The organism is Leptolyngbya sp. FACHB-261, assembly GCF_014696065.1.
Taxonomy (GTDB): domain Bacteria; phylum Cyanobacteriota; class Cyanobacteriia; order FACHB-261; family FACHB-261; genus FACHB-261.
In genome coordinates this window covers 527,593-544,578 of sequence record NZ_JACJPL010000031.1, presented here as the reverse complement: position 1 = coordinate 544,578, position 16,986 = coordinate 527,593, and the positions used below count along the sequence as shown (strand labels likewise).

The following is a 16,986-nucleotide window of genomic DNA, read 5'->3' as shown; positions in this document are numbered from 1 at the left end:
GTTTTCTGCTCTGTTTAGAAAGCCTTACTTGAGATAGATGCTTGAAGCCCGAAAGCTTGCCAATCAATGACTGAGAATAGGTTGTTTGGAAAACACACATGATTGTCTGTCCGAACTGCTCTCATCAAAACCCCGACGGGGCAGTGCAGTGCGAGGCCTGTTACACCGACCTGCCCCAGTTGGCACAGTGCCCTAGCTGCCACGCCCAAATTCAAACGGATGCTAGCTTCTGTGGGCAATGTGGCTACGACTTGCGCTCCAACAAGGCGGCAGGTAATGGCCCTCTGCCTCCAACTCAGTTTCCTGCAACTCCTGCTTCCCCAATAGTTTCCCCAGAGGTTTCGCCAGAGGTTTCGCCGCCCCCACCGCCCCCACCCGAGCCGGTTGTGGTTTCTGCTAGCCCCTCGCTCTCCGCAGCAGGGACTTTACCTGAGTCATTTCCGGAGCCTTTGCCCGCTCCTAGCAGCTCTCGGACCCAACTCCAACAGCAGGTCGCTCGGCTGATTCACGTCCAAACCGACACCTCGATGGAACTGCCACCAGGCTTGCCCGTCATCCACCTCGGTAAACCTAACGACCGCATTCCTCCCGACATTGATGTCTCTGGCTTTCCTAACTCTGAGATCGTCTCACGAGTTCATGCTGACATCCGCGTTGATGCTGATGCCTACTACTTAGAAGACACCGGCAGTGCCAACGGCACTTATGTGAACAACATTCCTTTACCCATGGGCAACCGCCACCGTTTACGCCCTGGAGATCGAATTGCTCTAGGTAAGGGAGACAAGGTGAGCTTTATTTTCCAAATTTCTAGCTAGCATGATTGACTGTCCTCAATGCGGCTACAGCAACCCAGTTGCCAATCGCTTCTGCCAGAACTGCGGCATGGCCCTAGCCCAACCAGCCCCAAGCCAATCTGGGTTAGTAGGGGTTGGCACTGAATCGCTACCAACCGAGACACCCCCAGCAACACCTGAAGTCCCTGGGGGTGTCGAGCAAGCAGTTATTCAGCAAATAAGTGTCGAGCGGCTCGGTACCGAGCAATCAATCACTGAGCAACCAATTACTGAGCAACTGAGTACCGAGCAACTCGGCATCGAGCAAACAGGCATTGACCCACTAATAGCGTCAGGGCCCCTCCCCCTTGGAGCGCCTGTTGAATCAGCCGTTGGAGCAACGGTGACTCCAGCTGATGAGCTTATCACTGAGCCTTTACCTGAGCCCCCTCTCCCAGCAGAACCAGCAGGTGCAGAAAATTCGGCTGGGGCAACCCCAACCATCAAACCATCCCCTCACCCTACCTCTGCTCGCCGTCTAATCGCGCTGCATCAAGCTGCTGGTACCGATGTAGGCCATAGACGGGATCACAACGAAGACACCTTCTACGTTCAGACTCAAATCAGCACAGCGCTGACGCCCGAGGGCAAGCAACTAGAGTCAGCGCGAGGGTTATACGTGCTCTGTGATGGCATGGGAGGCCACGCTGCTGGAGAAGTCGCTAGTGCGATGGCGGTTGAAACCTTGCGCGATTACTTTCAGCCCTTCTGGAACAACCTTGAATTGCCCGGCGAGTTGACTCTAAAGAAAGCAGTCTGGGCTGCCAATGAAGCCATCTTCTCTGCTAACGAGGGTGGGCAAAGCAGTTCCGCTACGGGTCTGCCCCCCGCTGAAAGCGGACGGGTGGGCAGTAGTCGCATGGGCACCACGCTAGTAATGGCAGTGGTTCATAACCATCGAGTTGCGATTGCGCATGTTGGTGATAGCCGCCTCTATCGTCTGACTCACCAGGGCTTGACGCAAATCACCCGCGACCACGAAGTGGGACAGCAAAATATAGATGAGGGGTTACCCCCTAACGTTGCCTATGCGCATCCCGAAGCTTATCAGTTGACCCAAGCTTTGGGTCCACGAGCTGATGAAGCAGTTGAACCTTCAGTCCAGTTTTTAGAGATCTCAGAGCCAACTTTATTGCTGTTGTGCTCCGATGGCCTCAGTGACAATGGCTTGATTGAAGCTTATGTGCAGAGCAGCTTGCTACCGCTTTTGTCGACTCAGGCTGATCTGGAGACAGGCATCGCGCAGCTGTTAGCGTTAGGGAACGAGCATAACGGTCATGACAATCTCACTGCAATTCTGATCCGCTTCGACTTTGAGGCGGCACCCACAGAGGTCAGCCGAGAGGCGACCCCAAAAGCCGCTCAAGCACAGGCCCAAGCACAGGACGGAACGACTACGACAGAATTGACGTAAGATTCAGACTAACCATTGCGTTGCTCTGTATGTTCTTAGACTGCTAGCTGTGATCCCTCAAGCGCAGTGTTCGACTCAGACGGGATCCAATGGAGCTGACGCACTTTAAACCGCAAAGCCTGGAGTTGTGATCCCGAATAATGGCCTATCTCTGCTGATGACTCTGTAACGCCCGGTTTTGCCTGTGACACTTCCATCGGACGGCTTCGATGTGATTACGCTGACCCTACTGCATCCGGTGCAGTCCATTCCTATCCAGACTTGGACTTTCTCTGGTAAGGACGTAATCTCAATCGGACGGGCACCGGACAATAACGTGGTGCTTTATAGCGCTGTGGTCTCTCGCCGCCATGCGGAGTTGCGTCGTAACGGTGATATCTGGGAGCTGACCAATCTAGGCACCAACGGCACCTACCTGAATGGAAAGCGGGTACAGCAATCGATAGTCGCCAATGGCTCCGTGCTGCGTTTGGCCCGTTCGGGTCCCAACCTGAAGATTCAGTTTCCTGGTGAACCCTCTGTTGGGCTAGAGAACGCTGCTACTGCAAGCCCCAGTCCGCCGGATCCTAGCCTCCTTCAAGTAACCCCAGACTATAGCCCACCCGATCAAAATACACAGGAGCACTACGGTGATGTGGATCGGGGCCCTGAGGCCAAAGCTAAACAGGTAGCGAACCGCTCCTGCACGCATCAGCGAACCGCTGCCAATAGCTTGTTTTGCCCAGACTGCGGTCAACCTACGCAGGTCCAACAGATTATCCGAGGCTATCAGGTTGTTCGGGTGCTGGGTCGAGGCGGTATGGGCACGACTTATCTGACCTGGAAGGATGACCAGATTCGAGTTTTGAAGGAAATTAACGCTGATTTAGTTGATAACCCCAAAGCTCAACAACTGTTTGAGCGGGAGGCCCACACCCTGCAACAGCTCAATCACCCTGGTGTGCCCCGCTTCTTTGATTTCTTCACCGAGGCGGGCAAACGCTACCTGGTGATGGAGATGATCTACGGCCAGGACCTTGAACGCTGGGTTCTCCAGAAAGGGCCAGTCAGCTCACAACAGGCGATCGATTGGATGGTTCAGGCCTGTGAAGTGCTTGACTACTTACACAGCCGCGAAACGCCGATTATCCACCGCGATATCAAACCTGGTAACCTGCTGTCGCGGGTTGGGACTCAGCAACTAGTGGTTTTGGACTTCGGCGCAGTACGTGCAATGAAGAGCCCCGCCTTGGGCACTCGCATCGGCGCTGAAGGCTACAGTGCGCCTGAACAGGATCGTGGACGACCAGTTCTACAATCGGACTTGTATTCGGTTGGCTCAACCCTGGTTTACCTGCTTACAGGCTCTGGCCCCAGTCGTTTCTACCGTCAGATCCAGGGTAATGTGCGTCTCTGGCTGGATGGGCAACCAGAAGCGACCCGAATCAAACCAGAGCTACGTAGTGTGATCATGAGGGTTACAGATCCGTTACCGGAGAAGCGCTACACTACAGCTCGGGACTTAGCAGCAGCTTTGTTGGGCTGCGTCAGGACACCCTCTTTGCAGGCGTAATTAGCCCTCTAGAAGAGCTGACGAGATCGTGAGGAGGGTGCCGCTCTAGAAAGTCTCTCTTATCCTGGAGAAAAGATCCCTTCTGACTCTCTTCCGGCATGGTGTCGATTGGCTTCGCGCTTCTGACTGCTGCGATTTTGCTTGGCTGTATCGTGCTTCAGTACTGGCTGCTGCGAGTTGCTTTGCGCCGCCATGAACACGCGATCAGCCGGATTGAGACGAGTTATCCCCGTCTCCACCGGGCCGCAGGTACCCAGTTCTACTGCCCCAGTTGCCGCTACTACGCAGGCAGCACGTTTTTAGTCTGTGCGCTGTACCCGAAAGGCTGGCCAGAGGAGCAGCGTTTGTGTGCCGATTGGCGTGGTTTGAGGCCGTCAACCCCTGTTCCTCAGGTCCCGTCCCCCACAGCTCAACAGGACTGATCATTGAGATAGGTTTCAGCCTTGCCGCTTAGCTTCTACCCAGTAGCCAGCCCCGCCTGGCTGTGCTTGTCACCGCTTTTAGCCCACAGCTCTGACCTAGGAGGCTGGGAAATTTGGGTTGTGAATGATTCTTTAACCGCCAAGTTAGTAGCCTGGATGGTCGATGAGTAGTACCTAAAGACTGAGAGTTTTTCTGAATGTATTAGTCCAACAATAGCTGGCGGGAAGATCCCCCGTTGGAAAGATTTTATTCTTTAATTCTGCTCCTGAAATAGGTCCAGGGTAGCCGAATTCTTTGGAATAGAGACTCGCCAATACTTCCAGTTTGAGGATGTTCATATGCTAAAAACTCAAAGGAAGTTAGCTATTTCTGCGCTCATACTTTCTCTAATTCTATGCATAGAGCTGCTAGTGGTGGGGTGGGATAAGTTTACTGACATCACTCACAATACAGGTGGGGATTATCATACTTTTCCTAATCTATTCACACAGCTTCGGATTGGCATTATCTATATCAGCCTGAACGTTGTTTATATTATTTGGCTTTTGGGAGGACGGCAGAATCGGCAACCGGATAGGCAACTAGGTTATGAGTTCATTTGCTTTAACGATGTTATTAAATACGTTTCGGTTTTTCTGCTGATTGCGTTTGTAGCCTATCCAGTCGGCAACGACGTCTACTTGTATTTGCAATATGGGTTAATGAGTCTCAATGGCGTTAATCCCTTTACTCATGGTGCTGGCGGCTTTGCTTCTGAACTGTCTCCTTTGATTCGTTGGGGTCAGAGTTCGACCTATGGACCTGTGGCCCAATTGCTGTTCATGGCAGCAGCTACAGCCACGTCCTTAAGCCCAATTTTAGCGGTTTATCTGTTCAAGCTGTTTTGCTTACTGATTCATATTTTCAATGCTTATCTAGTTTGGCGGTTGCTGCGGTTCTCTGCCTATCGAAGCAGCATCACAGCAGCCTATCTCGTTAATCCACTGCTGCTATTTGAGCAAGTTGCTAGTGCTCATATTGATGTTCTGATCTCCACTGTTGTGCTGCTGCTTGCTGCTTGTCTTCGCTACCGTCGCTATGCGATGGCAATGGCAGTGGCCTGGGTGGGCTTCTTAATCAAAACTCTACCGATTGTCTGGCTGCCGTTGCTTTCGGTGTTCTTGATCCGGCAACGCCGCTGGCTGAGCCTCGCTATTGTCATTGCTTGCAGTCTCATTGCAGCAGTCGCTCTAGAACAGACTGTTTTGCCAACAGTGGGCGCTTGGAAAAGTTTATTAAATCCAGGAGCGGCTGGTACAGCTAATTCTCTCCACAAGCTGCTTAAGGTGTCATTGGATTCTGCTCCAGGCATTAGCGCTAATGTTCAGCAACTGCTCCTGTCAAAATTTAAATTAATTGCCTATGCCGGTTTCGCGGCATTCTACATCTGGACTTTGCTAAAAGTCTATGGCAGACAGCGCTACCGCGAAACAAACTTGATTGTTGATATTGGTTGGATTACCTTAGTTCTATTTTTATTGGCAACGCCGTGGCTGATGCCCTGGTATGCTTCTGTTCTACTAGCCATCGTTGCGCTCAACCCAGAATCTCGGGTCTTTGCCCTCACTACTTTGAGCTTTTGCCTATCCAGTAGCTGTGTCTATGCCTTGATGGGGGTTGGTGCAGCCAGTAGTGTCGTTATGGTAGGACTACCCGCCACGATGCTACTACTTGCACCCAAACTTAGCCGCAGCTGGCCAGTGCCTTCTCCAGTGGTTGAACCAGAATTAGTCAGAACGGCTGACTGAGCATTCTAGAATATCCTGTTACCCGTGCCCAAGCTCCTTAGAGGCTTCAGGCGTAGGAGCTGCTCTCAATAGCGCGACCCTGCTTATGTTTCATGACTGGATCGCTTCAAGCTGGTTTTTGCAAGAACAATTTATGCTTAAGACTTAATTTGCTGGCATTTGTAAGGTGTTTGTAAATGGGTCAGGCCTAAGCCTGACAATTCGGAGCTAGGGAGAATTTAGCAACTGTGAAGGCAACTGTCTTTTGGCACCGGTCCAAGAGATTTTCCAGTTGGTTAAAACGCATGGATAGCCAAGCTTCTCCCGATAATTCACAGCTTTATACTCGTCTGAGCCAAGCTTTGCCCTCGATTAAAGGGCTTGCTATTCTGATGGTTGTGATCTATCACATTTGGAATTACACGAAAGACTATCCGTCCTTTGCACAGATCATAGCGGCAGCCAGTAATGGCAGTCTGAAAGATTGGCTTGAGGCATGTCTTGATCTTGTATCACTATTAGGTGAGCAAGGAGTTCATTTCTTTCTAATTGCCAGCGGCTTTGGCTTAGCAGCGTCTTGGTGGCGGCAATACGGGTTACTTGATAAAAAGGCAAGTTCATTCGCAGTCATTCCCTTCTGGAAGCGTCGCCTTCAAAAGCTCTTGCCCTTTTACTGGGCCGCGCACGCCTTAGCCTTGCTTCTCGTGTTCATTCATGCTGAATGGGTGCCATTTGGTCATGAGGTTTTTAATCATTCAAGCTTGGGAGTGATTGCTGCTGTTATTGCAAGCCTGACTACGTTGCGCAATATTGTGCCAGAGTTTTATTCTTTCTTGAATGGAGCTTGGTGGTATGTTGGTCTTTCGGTACAGCTTTATCTCGTTTTCCCCTTGCTGATTAATCTAGGCAAACGTTGGGGATGGACCCCGCTCCTGATGGGGTCTCTGCTTCTTTCTTGCCTCTATCGAGCGGTGGTGATTACTCTGCCTTTGTCTGAGAAGCTAACAGATGTTTTAGTGCGTGGCGCACTATTTCCGTCTCGCTTATTTGAATTTGTCTTTGGCATTGTGCTTGCCATTAGCCTGCTAAAACCGATCGCTACTTCTCAGCGGCGTACAACCCAAATTTTCGGCCTTGACCCAAATCTCTTCACCTGGATTCATGCCCTTCTGCGCAAACGTCAATGGTTGCCAGTGAGCGTTGCGCTTTGGATCTCAGGGCTTGCTTGTCACTGGTCATCTTCCGCAGGCTGGCTTTTTTTAAGAGTGCCAGCTGATGCCCTAATCGGGGTTGGCGAATTCTGTCTAGTGTTTCAAATGCTGGCATTCGCTCCCCAGTTACAGCCTTGGCTAAAGCCCCTTGGCCATTACTCCTATGGGATTTACCTGACGCACATGAACTTATTTGTGGGCCTCTGGGCACTATCCTTACCGCTGCTGCCCTCCTATTGGCCCCATCTACTTCTAGTAACTTCGATCACCTGTGGCTTGGGTGGGCTGTTGGAGTTAGGCTATCAGCGATTAGAAGAGCAGTTCTGGCTCAAGAAAGCGGTTGGCAGGGTCTAATCATCAGAGCGACGACGGACTGAGTACTGGCTGAGAATATCCCGTCCCCTGCGCACAAGTTCCTCTGGGCCTTCCAGCATCAGCAGGTACTGGCCCCGCCGCAAACGGCTACGGTAGACGGCTGCGGTACTACCCTCCCACAGAAAACCAGAAATCGCACCGAGAACTGCGCCAGTAAAGCTTCCCATAATGCCAATGGCAATTGCGGTCACTACCCAACTCGGCACAGGTCCCCAGGTGAGATTGTCCGTCAAGGTTGCCGGAAAAAACGCACCAATTCCAGTGCCTAAAACACCAGCAATCAAGGCTAGTGAACTCGCCCGCTTCCAAGCCAGTTGTATTGGGTCTACGAGGCCTACATGCTCGGGTGGGCTATAGCCCTCGCCAACCACAGCAAGGTTCTCTGGTGAGATGCCGTATTGTTGCAGCAATCGATAAGCCTGAATCGCAGAGGCTTCATCCGGCAATACCGCGATCATGAGGCGCGAGTGGCGGAAGCGAGTGGCAGTCAAGGCAGGTTCGCGGCTCGATGTGCCTCATTCTAACCGCAGTATTCAGGAGGGGCATCCCTGCTGCGTTAAAACTTCGCCTGTGAGATCTCTCCGTGGATCTCCAACTGTTCGCCAGTCCCCTTGCCCCCTTAGGCTCTGAGGACCCCTGGGGATCTAATGACCAATGGGATGAGCCAAATGCGAGGATGGCCAAATTCCTGGTAAATCGACAACTTGGGCCTTGAGCTGCACTAACCGGTCAATCCAATGCAGAAGATCATGAATTTCAAATGGCTTGGGCACAAATAGATCAGCCCCAGCATTGAGCACGTCCTCTCGATCAGCATCACTGACGGTCGCAACCCGACAGATATTCTCAAACTCGGGGTTACTGCTGAACAGTTGACACAGCTCTAGACCTTGAACCTGCCCTGGCTCAAACAAATCAATAATTACTAGATCAGGAACTTGCTGAGGTTGACGGCAGAGTGACAGAGCCTCCCGAGCTGAACTGGTAACAGTGACCCAGTAGCCCCGCATTTCCAAAGTGGTTTGTAGCAGAAACGCTAGAGCCGCGTCTGGTTCTACTACTAAAATGCGAGGAGTTCGCATGGCTTCAGTTCGCGTAGATTCAGGCGCAAGCACAGGCAGTTCTGGCTCGGCTTGTGTGGGTAGGACTGCAATATGTTGCCGATTGTTCTGCTGACGGGCTAAAAGATTTGCTTTGATGGCCGTCGAAAACAGCGTGGCAGTCGTGCTAGCCGCACTTAGAGGGCCTAACACCACCCCGATGTTGACCTGCACCAGCGGGAACCGGCCACTGATACCCCGCCGGTCTGTGGCAATTAGAAATGAGCGCCGCCGATCTTGCTGCGTGTAAAACTGCAAACTTACTGACTGCCAGGACGCCGCAATGGCGCTGGCGGTGCTGACTCCAGTGGCTAACGGCGTGAATACCAGAAACTCATCGCCACCCAGAGGCAAACAACCGGTAGGGGCTGCGGCAGCCTGTTGCTCAATGATTGCCGACCAAGTGCGCAGCATTTGCTTACCAGCCACAACCCCATAGAGCTGCTCGTAGAGGCTGAAATACTGAAGGTCGCAGTAAAGCAAAGCCCAGGGTTCGGGCTGGGCCAATTTAGCTTGTACCCAAGTTTCTAGATCGTCAGTTTGGGCAGTGGTTGGAGCCGCCGCTGCAACTGGATCTGTGGAACCACTGGTCAGCTCCAGTCTGGCTCCTGTCCCATCGTTTACAGCATGGTCTGAGGAGGTACTCCTGCCCCCTGCCGGATCAGGAGCGTGCACTCACCCCACCCGGTGAACGAGGCAAGGCTTCGCTGCCTTGCTCGTCAGTTAGCAGATCGGCCTGAGGAACAACCTGAGCCGCAGGCAAGCAAACAGTAAATGTACTGCCCTGGCTGAGGCAGCTGGTCACCTGAATCGCGCCGCCCAGGCTTTCCACCAGTGCTTTGGTGATGTATAGGCCTAGCCCTGTTCCCTCCCGCTGCCGTGTCAATGGGCTGTCAACCCGATTGAATCGATGGAACAACTGCTCCAGGTGCTCCGGGGCAATGCCAATTCCTTGGTCGCTGACACTAATGCGAATCTGCTCCTCATCCTCTGGATCTAGTTGACCCCGCACCTTAACAGGGGTACCTTCTTCGGAGTACTTCAGAGCGTTGTCAATCAGATGAGTGAAGATCTGCTCCAGACGGTCCGGGTCTGCCCAAACTGCTGGCAAGCCAGCAGGCAGATCTAAGCAGACTCGTCGCACATCATAACGACCGATCAGTTTGTCGAGTACACGCTCAGCCACTTCCGTTAGCCTTAAACGCTGAGGGATATTTTTAAGGCGTCCTGATTGAATGCGTGAAACTGTAAGAATATCTTCCACCAGATAGGTCAAGCGATTGGCTTGGGATTTAATGATGCGCAGAAAGCGATCGAGTTGCACCTCCCCAAGCTGCGAACGGGAGTTGAGCAGTGTATCCACAAACCCCTTGATGCTGGTTAGAGGAGTACGCAGCTCGTGGCTAACGGTGGCAATGAAATCTGCCTGGGTCTGCTCTAGCTCCCGCGAGGCCTCCGCTTGAAAGGTCCACACCCTCAGCAGTTGAGCTAACGACGGTGAGGCTGAATCAGAGGATTGATGACTCGCGTCCCAATCCTGCACTCGCACCCTAAAACTCAGCCAATCATCACTGCGGCGGTAGGGCAGGCTAGGACGGGTGCCGGTGAGGTCTGCTAGCTCAGGCCACCAAGTGAAGAGAGACTGCCCTTCGATCTGGTCAACGCTGAGGCCCATTAGTGAGGCCAGCACTTCATTGCAGCAGCAGATTGTTCCTTGGGCATCAGTCAGGATGACGCCCACCGGCAGGCAGTTCAACAGCCTGCGCTCATAATCCATCAAACCTGCCCCCGCTTACAGCTGATCGGTGCGATCTTGAGTCTAGTAGATTCCCCGCCAGAGCTTCAGGGGCTCTGGGTCGCCAGCTCAGCAACCGCGTCTTCTACAGGTAAGCCTATAGTCTCTCGATAGAGCTGGACATACTGCGACGCCGAAGTATCCCAGCTAAAGTCAGCCTGCATGCCTCGCTGTTGCAGGGCTCGCCATTCCGGCTTGTAGCGGAAGCCTTCCCAGGCTCGGACCATGCAAGTGTAGAGGTCCAGGGGTTCGTAACGGTCGAAGCTATAGCCATTGCCTGCATGATTGGCCGGATCGTGGTGGAACACGGTGTCAACCAGACCGCCCGTACGACGCACAATCGGCACCGAGCCGTAGCGCAAAGCGATCATTTGACTGAGGCCACAGGGCTCAAAGCGAGACGGCATCAAGAAGGCATCGGTGCCTGCGTAAATGCGTTGAGCTAGAGCATTGTTGTAAAGAATCTGGGCTGACATCCGGCCGGGATAACGGGATGCCATCTGCCAAAGCTGAGTTTCGTAATAGCGATCGCCGTTGCCCAGCACAATGAATTGAGCGTCGGTGTAAGCCAAGAAGCGGTCGAGCACCTGGATCACCAGGTCTAACCCCTTTTGCTCTACCAAACGAGTGACCATGCCCACTAGAAAGGCGCCAGAGTTCACCTCCAGACCAATTTCTTCTTGCAGTTCAATTTTGTTAGGAGGGCGTTTGTCTAGGCTATTAGCGTCGAAGGTGTTGGCGATATAGCGATCGGTCGTCGGATTAAACGCTTTGACGTCAATGCCGTTGAGAATTCCAGCCAAGCTTGGCCCCAAGGACGCCAGTAAGCCCTCTAAGCCTTCTCCATAACTGGCCGTGCAGATTTGCTGCGCATAGGTGGGGGACACAGTATTGACCCGGTCGGCATAGCGAATTGCAGCGGCCATCGTGTTGTGCCCCTGCATGTACCAGGGCACCCAGGTCATCTGCTCCAAGCGCCAGCGCCAGGGACCCTGGTAGGCCAAATTGTGAATGGTAAAGATCGTTCGGATATCAGGAGATTGATGCATCCACACGGGAATCATTCCCGTATGCCAGTCGTGGCAATGGATAATTTCAGGCTTCCAATAATTCCAGGCAAACTCAGCAGCGGCATTGGCGAATAGGGTGAAACGCCAGTCCTCGTCTTCACCGTAGTAGATGCGCCGAGGCGTAAATGAGGGATGTCCTACCAGATAGAGAGGGACTTCAGTGCCAGGTAGCTTGGTTTCAAAAACATCGAAATTCTGAAACATCGCGCTGCCTTGCCAAACGCTCTGTTTCGGGATTTGAACCTTGTCCGGCAAAAACCCGTAGTAGGGCATGATGATGCGCACGTCATGTCCCATTGCACGTAGCACTGACGGCAACGACCCCACTACGTCAGCCATCCCACCTACCTTGGCAATTGGCGCAGCCTCAGCAGCGGCAAATAAAATCCTCATGCTTGTCCTTCGGGCGCAATCACAGCGTACTGCGTACCATACTGCCAGCTTTGGGGACTCTGGCCCAACCTCTACTGTCGATACAATTTGGAAGTAAATCGTTTCAGCAAGGGGAAAACGGGGTGCTATCCAAAGGTTTCGAGGTTGAAATGTATACAAGCACCCCAACCGGCGAAGTTGTGGGGCTCTCCGATCGGATTGTGGCCGCTCTGAGCGGTTTTGTGCGCGAACCTGATAGTCGCAACGTTGAATACACCACGGCTCCCTTCACGCGTTATGAGCCGCTCATCTACGCACTGCTACAACCGCGCCGCCGTCTACGCACCTACTTGCACAACTTGGGCAATTACACCCTCTTACCCGGTAGTACCCTACCGCTAGTTGGCCAAAACCACTTTGTGCGCTCTGATCCTGGAAACCACTACCACAGCTACATTGAGCGCACTTATGGCACACGAGTGGTGACTGCCAGTATTCATATCAATGTCGGCATTCCTGATCCTGAGTTGTTGATGCGGGCTTGTCGCCTAATCCGCATGGAAGCGGCTCTGTATCTGGCCCTCAGTGCCTCCTCGCCCTTCCTGGAAGGCAAGGCAACGGGTTCGCACTCCTCGCGCTGGCAAGTGTTTCCCCGTACCCCCGAAATTATCCCCTTGTGGGAAAGCCATGCCCATTTCATTGCCTGGACTGAAGAGCAGTTACGCCTGGGAACGATGCAGAATGTGCGCCACCTCTGGTCTAGCGTGCGTCCCAATGGCTCCAACCGCCCCCACAACCTCAATCGTCTAGAGTTGCGTATCTGTGATTTGGTCAGTGACCCACTAGCGCTGTTGGCGATTACCGCTCTCTTAGAGACTCGTCTGATTTCCCTGATGCAGGATCCAGTGAATCTAGACCCCTTGCATGCCAGTCCCCTGTCTCTCGACCAGCTGGCAGAAATTGCTAACCAGAACGAAGCCGCTGCCGCCCGCGATAGTCTGGATGCAGAGCTGATTCATTGGCAAACGGGCAGCTCAATTCGAGCTCGCGATTGGATCGAGGCTTTGTATAGCTCTGGCCTACCGCTTGCTCGTCAGCAGGGCTTTAGCTGTTTTCTCCTGCCCTTAAAAACGCTGCTGCGGGAGGGCAATGAAGCCCAGCGCTGGCTGTCTCATCTAAAGCAGGGGGCCAGTGTGACGGATATTGTGGTCCAGAGCATTGAGGATCTAGCCGCGCTAGAAACAGAGCTGGAGCGATCGCTGGGCTTGGAGCAAGTTGCTTAAAAGCCTCTCTGGCTTGCGATAAAACTTTTTCAAACAGAATCTGAGAATGATTAAGAAAATCTATACGCCTGCGCATTAGCGATTGATTAAAAGATCAAATCAATTTTGGCTGTCTATGATCTACGCGGTTGACAGATGCTGCAAGTCGTGCTCGTGCACCCTCTAATCCCTCAGAATACTGGCAATATTGCTCGCACTTGTGCTGCTACTCGTACACCCTTACATCTCGTTGAACCACTGGGCTTTGAGCTGAGCGATCGCTATCTCAAGCGTGCTGGGCTGGACTACTGGCCCTATGTCAACGTGAGGATTCATCCCTCCCTAGATGAACTCAAGCAAGCCTGCCCGACCATCCCAGGCTCGGCACGCTGGGTCTGCTTTAGTGTCCGGGGGCAGCAGGCTTACACCGAATATAAGTTTCAGAGTGGCGATTGTTTGCTATTCGGCAGTGAAACTGAGGGGCTTCCTGATGGAGTTCTAACTAGCCATGACACGGTGTACATTCCTATGGCAGAACCGGGTGTACGCAGCCTAAATTTATCGGTAAGTGTTGCTGTGGGGCTATTCGAAGCTCGGCGACAATTAGGGCTTTGAGGACACAGTATTGAGCTGTCTTTTCTGCTTTGGGAGAAATAGGGGTCTTGCACTCAATCCTCAAACTGTCAATTTGGTTACCGTGGCGGCCTAGATCCATTGGCTCAATCACTCTCATTACATTTCCAAATCTTTAAGCGTTATGTTTTCGAGTGAGGAAAGACCATCCTGGCAATTAGCTGGCTGCTGCTCGGGAGCTTTCGTTGGTGCTGCCTATCAGTCGCCAATAAAATAAAGGCAGTGGCTCTGTAATCCTTGCTCATCAAGGGTTTGACAAGGATTAAAGGACTGAAAAGTTGATGATATAGGCCCCATAGGTTTTGCCAATTAGAGACCAGAATCCAGACCAAGTTGTGAGAATTCAGTGAGAAAAAACGACTACGGTTGCCATGCTTCCTAGGATCAGGCTAGATTCAGCGGCTAATAATCAGGGGTTGTATTCAGCGTTACAAGTTGTGGCCGACGGACTGAATATGGATCCTTTGCCCTGGTTGGTGGCTGCATCCTAGGACACAAATTTCTTCCTGTTCCCCAAAAATCTGTTATTCATTTTTTTGGTTGTGATAACAAGCCAACTTGTGTGAACGGGAGAAGCAGGGTACTCTTACCCAAGTATCTGTCTGAGGTCGGTGATTTCGATCAGTCTTACGGTTGATGTGAATCAGTGACTAGTAGAGACAGATACTACGGACGGTTCAACACTGGTCAACTGGTCAATAGGAGGTCGTTTTTGAAACGGACGTTTCCGCAGAGGGTTAAGTCGGTCGAACAGCCGACCGGAGACCTACTTCTTCCGGGTGTGATGGAGAGTGCCGTGGCAAGTGCTAGTTCTGCTCAAGACGTGGATGGAGTCGCCCGACGACTTCGCCAGCTTCTCCCTGAGCCTACGCGTGGCCTACGTCAATCAGTTGCAGTTTTAGGTTTAGCCGTTTCTGTCGGTGCCGCTGGCCTGCTGATCAATCAGCAAAAGCAGCGGGAAGGGAAGGTTGATCCCATCCCTTTCTCAAGTCGCACTTTAGGCGATGTGCTCAGCCAGAACTCAGCAGCCAAGTACGAGGCAGCGGCGAAGGCCCTTGAAGCGGGTGAACTGGACGACGTCAAAGGCGTAACGCTGCACACAGTAGAGCCCGGCCAAACCCTCTGGCAGTTGACCCAGATTTACCAAGTTGATGCCGCAGCCATCACGGTTTCCAACGGCATTAGCGCCAACACCGAACTCAAGCCGGGACAAATTCTGGCCATTCCGCCAGTTAACGGTTTGCTGCACCAGGTGCATTCAGGCGAAACCTTGGAGAGCATTGCTCAGTTCTACAAGGTTGCTCAGAAGGACATCAGCCGTTATAGCGAGCTGGCAGATGCCAACCGCCTTGCCATCGGTCAAGAACTGGTGATTCCAGGCGATGTGTCAGACCTGCTGAAGATTCGTGAGGAAGCCGCTCGTCGTCGGTTAGAAGCAGAGCGGGCTCGTCTTCAACAGCGGCTCTCCGAGTTGCATGCTAGTGGTGTCCGTCCCGTAGCCCCAGCTCAGCCCAAAGCTGCGGCCAAGCCTAAAACTCCGGCTCAGCCTAAGTTGACCACTTATCAGGTACGGCAGGGCGACACTGTTGAGGTAATTGCCCAACGTCATGGTGTTTCTCAACAGGTGCTGGTTGAAACGAACCGCCTCAGCAACCCTAGCCGTCTACAACTGAATCAAATCCTGAAAATTCCAGTTCGTCCTACTGCTGGACAAGCGTCTAGTGCCCCACTGAGCTTGAATACTCAGGTTTCTCGTAGTGTTGCCCCCACTCATTTGGAACCCCAAGCCAGGGCTGCGGCACCTCAAGTAGATACTTCTCGCGCTATTGTCTGGAACGATCTAGTTAATCGGTCCGGCCAGGCACAAGCAAGAGCGATTGAGACTCTGGCTGAACCCCCTGCTCCCACGCCTGCCAGTGCTACGGCACCAGTCGCCCCAAAATTCACCGTTAGCAGACCCACTGTGGCGGCAGAGCCTCGTGCCAGCGTCGGTGGATCTATTTCTCCGTCAGTAACCGATAGTCAGGTGACCCTGGCGGCTGCGCCAGCACCGGAAGTAGCTCCGGCAGCGGTGCCTAAGGCGCCTAACGTGACAGCCTCTAGGCCAACTGTTGCTGAGTCTCGTCGTTCAGAATCTGAGGTAGCCTTTACTCCCTCAGTATCAGCTCAGGCTGCGAACCCGGTTGCCTTGGCGGCCGCGCCAGCACCGGAAGCAGCTCCTGCAACGGCTCCTGTAGCGCCAGCTATTGCACAGCCTCGCCCCGTCACTGCAGCAGCTCCAAGCCTAACTCTGGCAACAGCGTCAGCAGCGGGCCCCAGCAGCCCTGTGTTAGCCGAAACCGTAGCTGACCCAGCGCCAGCTCCTGAAGCCTTGCAATCCCTGGAAGGGGAAGTCGAACAGCTGCAGGCTCAGGTTCGAGCCACTGAGCGTCAGGCCCGTCTGGAAGCAGCAGCGCGTGCCCGTCAGGCTGCAGCTGAGACCCGTGCTCGTCAATCAGCTCAATCTGTAGTCACTCGTCGCCAAGCTCAGTCAACAGCTCCCAGTCTGCCTGCCTTAGAAGCCCATGCCTACCTGCCGAGCGAGCCCGCTGCCACAGCCACTAATGCGGCTATCTCAGCAGAAGGGTTCATTTGGCCATCTCGTGGGGTTTTAACCTCTGGCTACGGCCAGCGCTGGGGACGCCTGCATGCCGGTATCGACATCGCAGCCCCTGTAGGAACGCCAATCATGGCCGCTGCCAGTGGTGAAATCATCGTTGCCGGTTGGGACTCAGGGGGCTACGGCTACAAGATCGACATCCGACACGAGAACGGCACTGTAACCCGCTATGCTCACCTCAGCCGCATCTTGGTTCAAGTTGGCCAACAGGTGAACCAGGGTGAGCACATCGGGGCAATGGGTAGTACTGGCTTTAGCACCGGTCCTCACTTGCACTTCGAGGTGCGCCCCGGCGGTGGCAGAGCGGTTAATCCGCGCTCTTACCTGCCTTGAACGGGTATTGTTGAGGAGAAGTGAAAAAATTTGCTTCTCCTCAAGCATTATCTGTGATAGGTTAATTTATCGGTGAGCGATGCTCATGGCTCAGTAGCTCAGTGGTTAGAGCAGGGGACTCATAAGCCCAAGGTCGCAGGTTCAAATCCCGCCTGAGCCATTTTTAAGACTGTAACTTGTACTCT

Annotated in this window: 13 protein-coding genes and 1 tRNA gene; 10 read left to right on the top strand and 4 right to left on the bottom strand. The window is 53.1% G+C overall.

The window, feature by feature from the left end; genetic code table 11:
• The first annotated feature begins 98 nt into the window (after nucleotides 1–98).
• The 6 genes from H6F94_RS27600 (at nucleotide 99) to H6F94_RS27575 (ending at nucleotide 7,556) form a co-directional block, all read left to right on the top strand.
• Nucleotides 99–818, top strand: a complete 720-nt coding sequence (locus H6F94_RS27600; protein ID WP_190805469.1) for a double zinc ribbon and FHA domain-containing protein — start codon at nucleotides 99–101, stop codon at nucleotides 816–818.
• Nucleotide 819: 1 nt separating this feature from the next.
• Nucleotides 820–2,250, top strand: coding sequence for a serine/threonine phosphatase (locus H6F94_RS27595; protein ID WP_190805468.1), 1,431 nt, complete (start codon nucleotides 820–822; stop codon nucleotides 2,248–2,250).
• A 184-nt stretch (nucleotides 2,251–2,434) separates the two neighbouring features.
• Nucleotides 2,435–3,802, top strand: a complete 1,368-nt coding sequence (locus tag H6F94_RS27590; RefSeq protein ID WP_313949388.1) for a protein kinase domain-containing protein — start codon at nucleotides 2,435–2,437, stop codon at nucleotides 3,800–3,802.
• A gap of 98 nt (nucleotides 3,803–3,900) precedes the next feature.
• Nucleotides 3,901–4,224, top strand: a complete 324-nt coding sequence (locus H6F94_RS27585) for a hypothetical protein (RefSeq protein WP_190805467.1) — start codon at nucleotides 3,901–3,903, stop codon at nucleotides 4,222–4,224.
• A gap of 414 nt (nucleotides 4,225–4,638) precedes the next feature.
• Nucleotides 4,639–6,012 carry an MptA/MptB family glycosyltransferase gene (locus H6F94_RS27580; RefSeq protein ID WP_190805466.1) on the top strand — a complete coding sequence of 458 codons (1,374 nt, stop codon included), beginning with the start codon at nucleotides 4,639–4,641 and terminating at the stop codon, nucleotides 6,010–6,012.
• Between the two features lie 284 nt (nucleotides 6,013–6,296).
• The gene (locus tag H6F94_RS27575; RefSeq protein ID WP_190805465.1) at nucleotides 6,297–7,556 is read left to right on the top strand and encodes an acyltransferase family protein; all 1,260 of its coding nucleotides are present in this window, start codon (nucleotides 6,297–6,299) and stop codon (nucleotides 7,554–7,556) included.
• Here the strand turns inward: H6F94_RS27575 and H6F94_RS27570 are convergent.
• From H6F94_RS27570 to glgA, 4 genes are all read right to left on the bottom strand, one after another.
• Nucleotides 7,553–8,068, bottom strand: coding sequence for a hypothetical protein (locus tag H6F94_RS27570; RefSeq protein ID WP_199320683.1), 516 nt, complete (start codon nucleotides 8,066–8,068; stop codon nucleotides 7,553–7,555). The genes H6F94_RS27575 and H6F94_RS27570 overlap by 4 nt on opposite strands.
• A gap of 153 nt (nucleotides 8,069–8,221) precedes the next feature.
• Nucleotides 8,222–9,352 (bottom strand): response regulator, encoded by a 1,131-nt coding sequence (locus tag H6F94_RS27565; protein WP_190805464.1) that lies wholly within the window; start codon nucleotides 9,350–9,352, stop codon nucleotides 8,222–8,224.
• On the bottom strand, nucleotides 9,339–10,454 hold the full coding sequence (locus H6F94_RS27560) for a sensor histidine kinase (RefSeq protein ID WP_190805463.1): 1,116 nt from the start codon (nucleotides 10,452–10,454) through the stop codon (nucleotides 9,339–9,341). Before H6F94_RS27560 ends, H6F94_RS27565 begins: the two co-directional genes overlap by 14 nt.
• Before the next feature lie 65 nt (nucleotides 10,455–10,519).
• Nucleotides 10,520–11,935, bottom strand: coding sequence for a glycogen synthase GlgA (gene glgA / locus H6F94_RS27555; protein ID WP_190805462.1), 1,416 nt, complete (start codon nucleotides 11,933–11,935; stop codon nucleotides 10,520–10,522).
• 122 nt (nucleotides 11,936–12,057) lie between these two features.
• Here glgA and gshA point away from each other — a divergent pair, with 122 nt between their 5' ends.
• The 4 genes from gshA to H6F94_RS27535 all read left to right on the top strand — a co-directional run bounded on the left by gshA (nucleotide 12,058) and on the right by H6F94_RS27535 (nucleotide 16,961).
• A complete protein-coding gene (gene gshA, locus H6F94_RS27550; protein WP_190805461.1) occupies nucleotides 12,058–13,197 on the top strand; it encodes a glutamate--cysteine ligase in 1,140 nt (379 codons plus the stop codon).
• A gap of 135 nt (nucleotides 13,198–13,332) precedes the next feature.
• Nucleotides 13,333–13,791 (top strand): tRNA (cytidine(34)-2'-O)-methyltransferase, encoded by a 459-nt coding sequence (locus H6F94_RS27545; protein WP_190805460.1) that lies wholly within the window; start codon nucleotides 13,333–13,335, stop codon nucleotides 13,789–13,791.
• A 730-nt stretch (nucleotides 13,792–14,521) separates the two neighbouring features.
• Nucleotides 14,522–16,801 (top strand): peptidoglycan DD-metalloendopeptidase family protein, encoded by a 2,280-nt coding sequence (locus tag H6F94_RS27540; RefSeq protein WP_190805459.1) that lies wholly within the window; start codon nucleotides 14,522–14,524, stop codon nucleotides 16,799–16,801.
• An 87-nt stretch (nucleotides 16,802–16,888) separates the two neighbouring features.
• Nucleotides 16,889–16,961: transfer RNA gene (locus H6F94_RS27535), tRNA-Met, on the top strand.
• The last annotated feature ends 25 nt before the right edge of the window (nucleotides 16,962–16,986 follow it).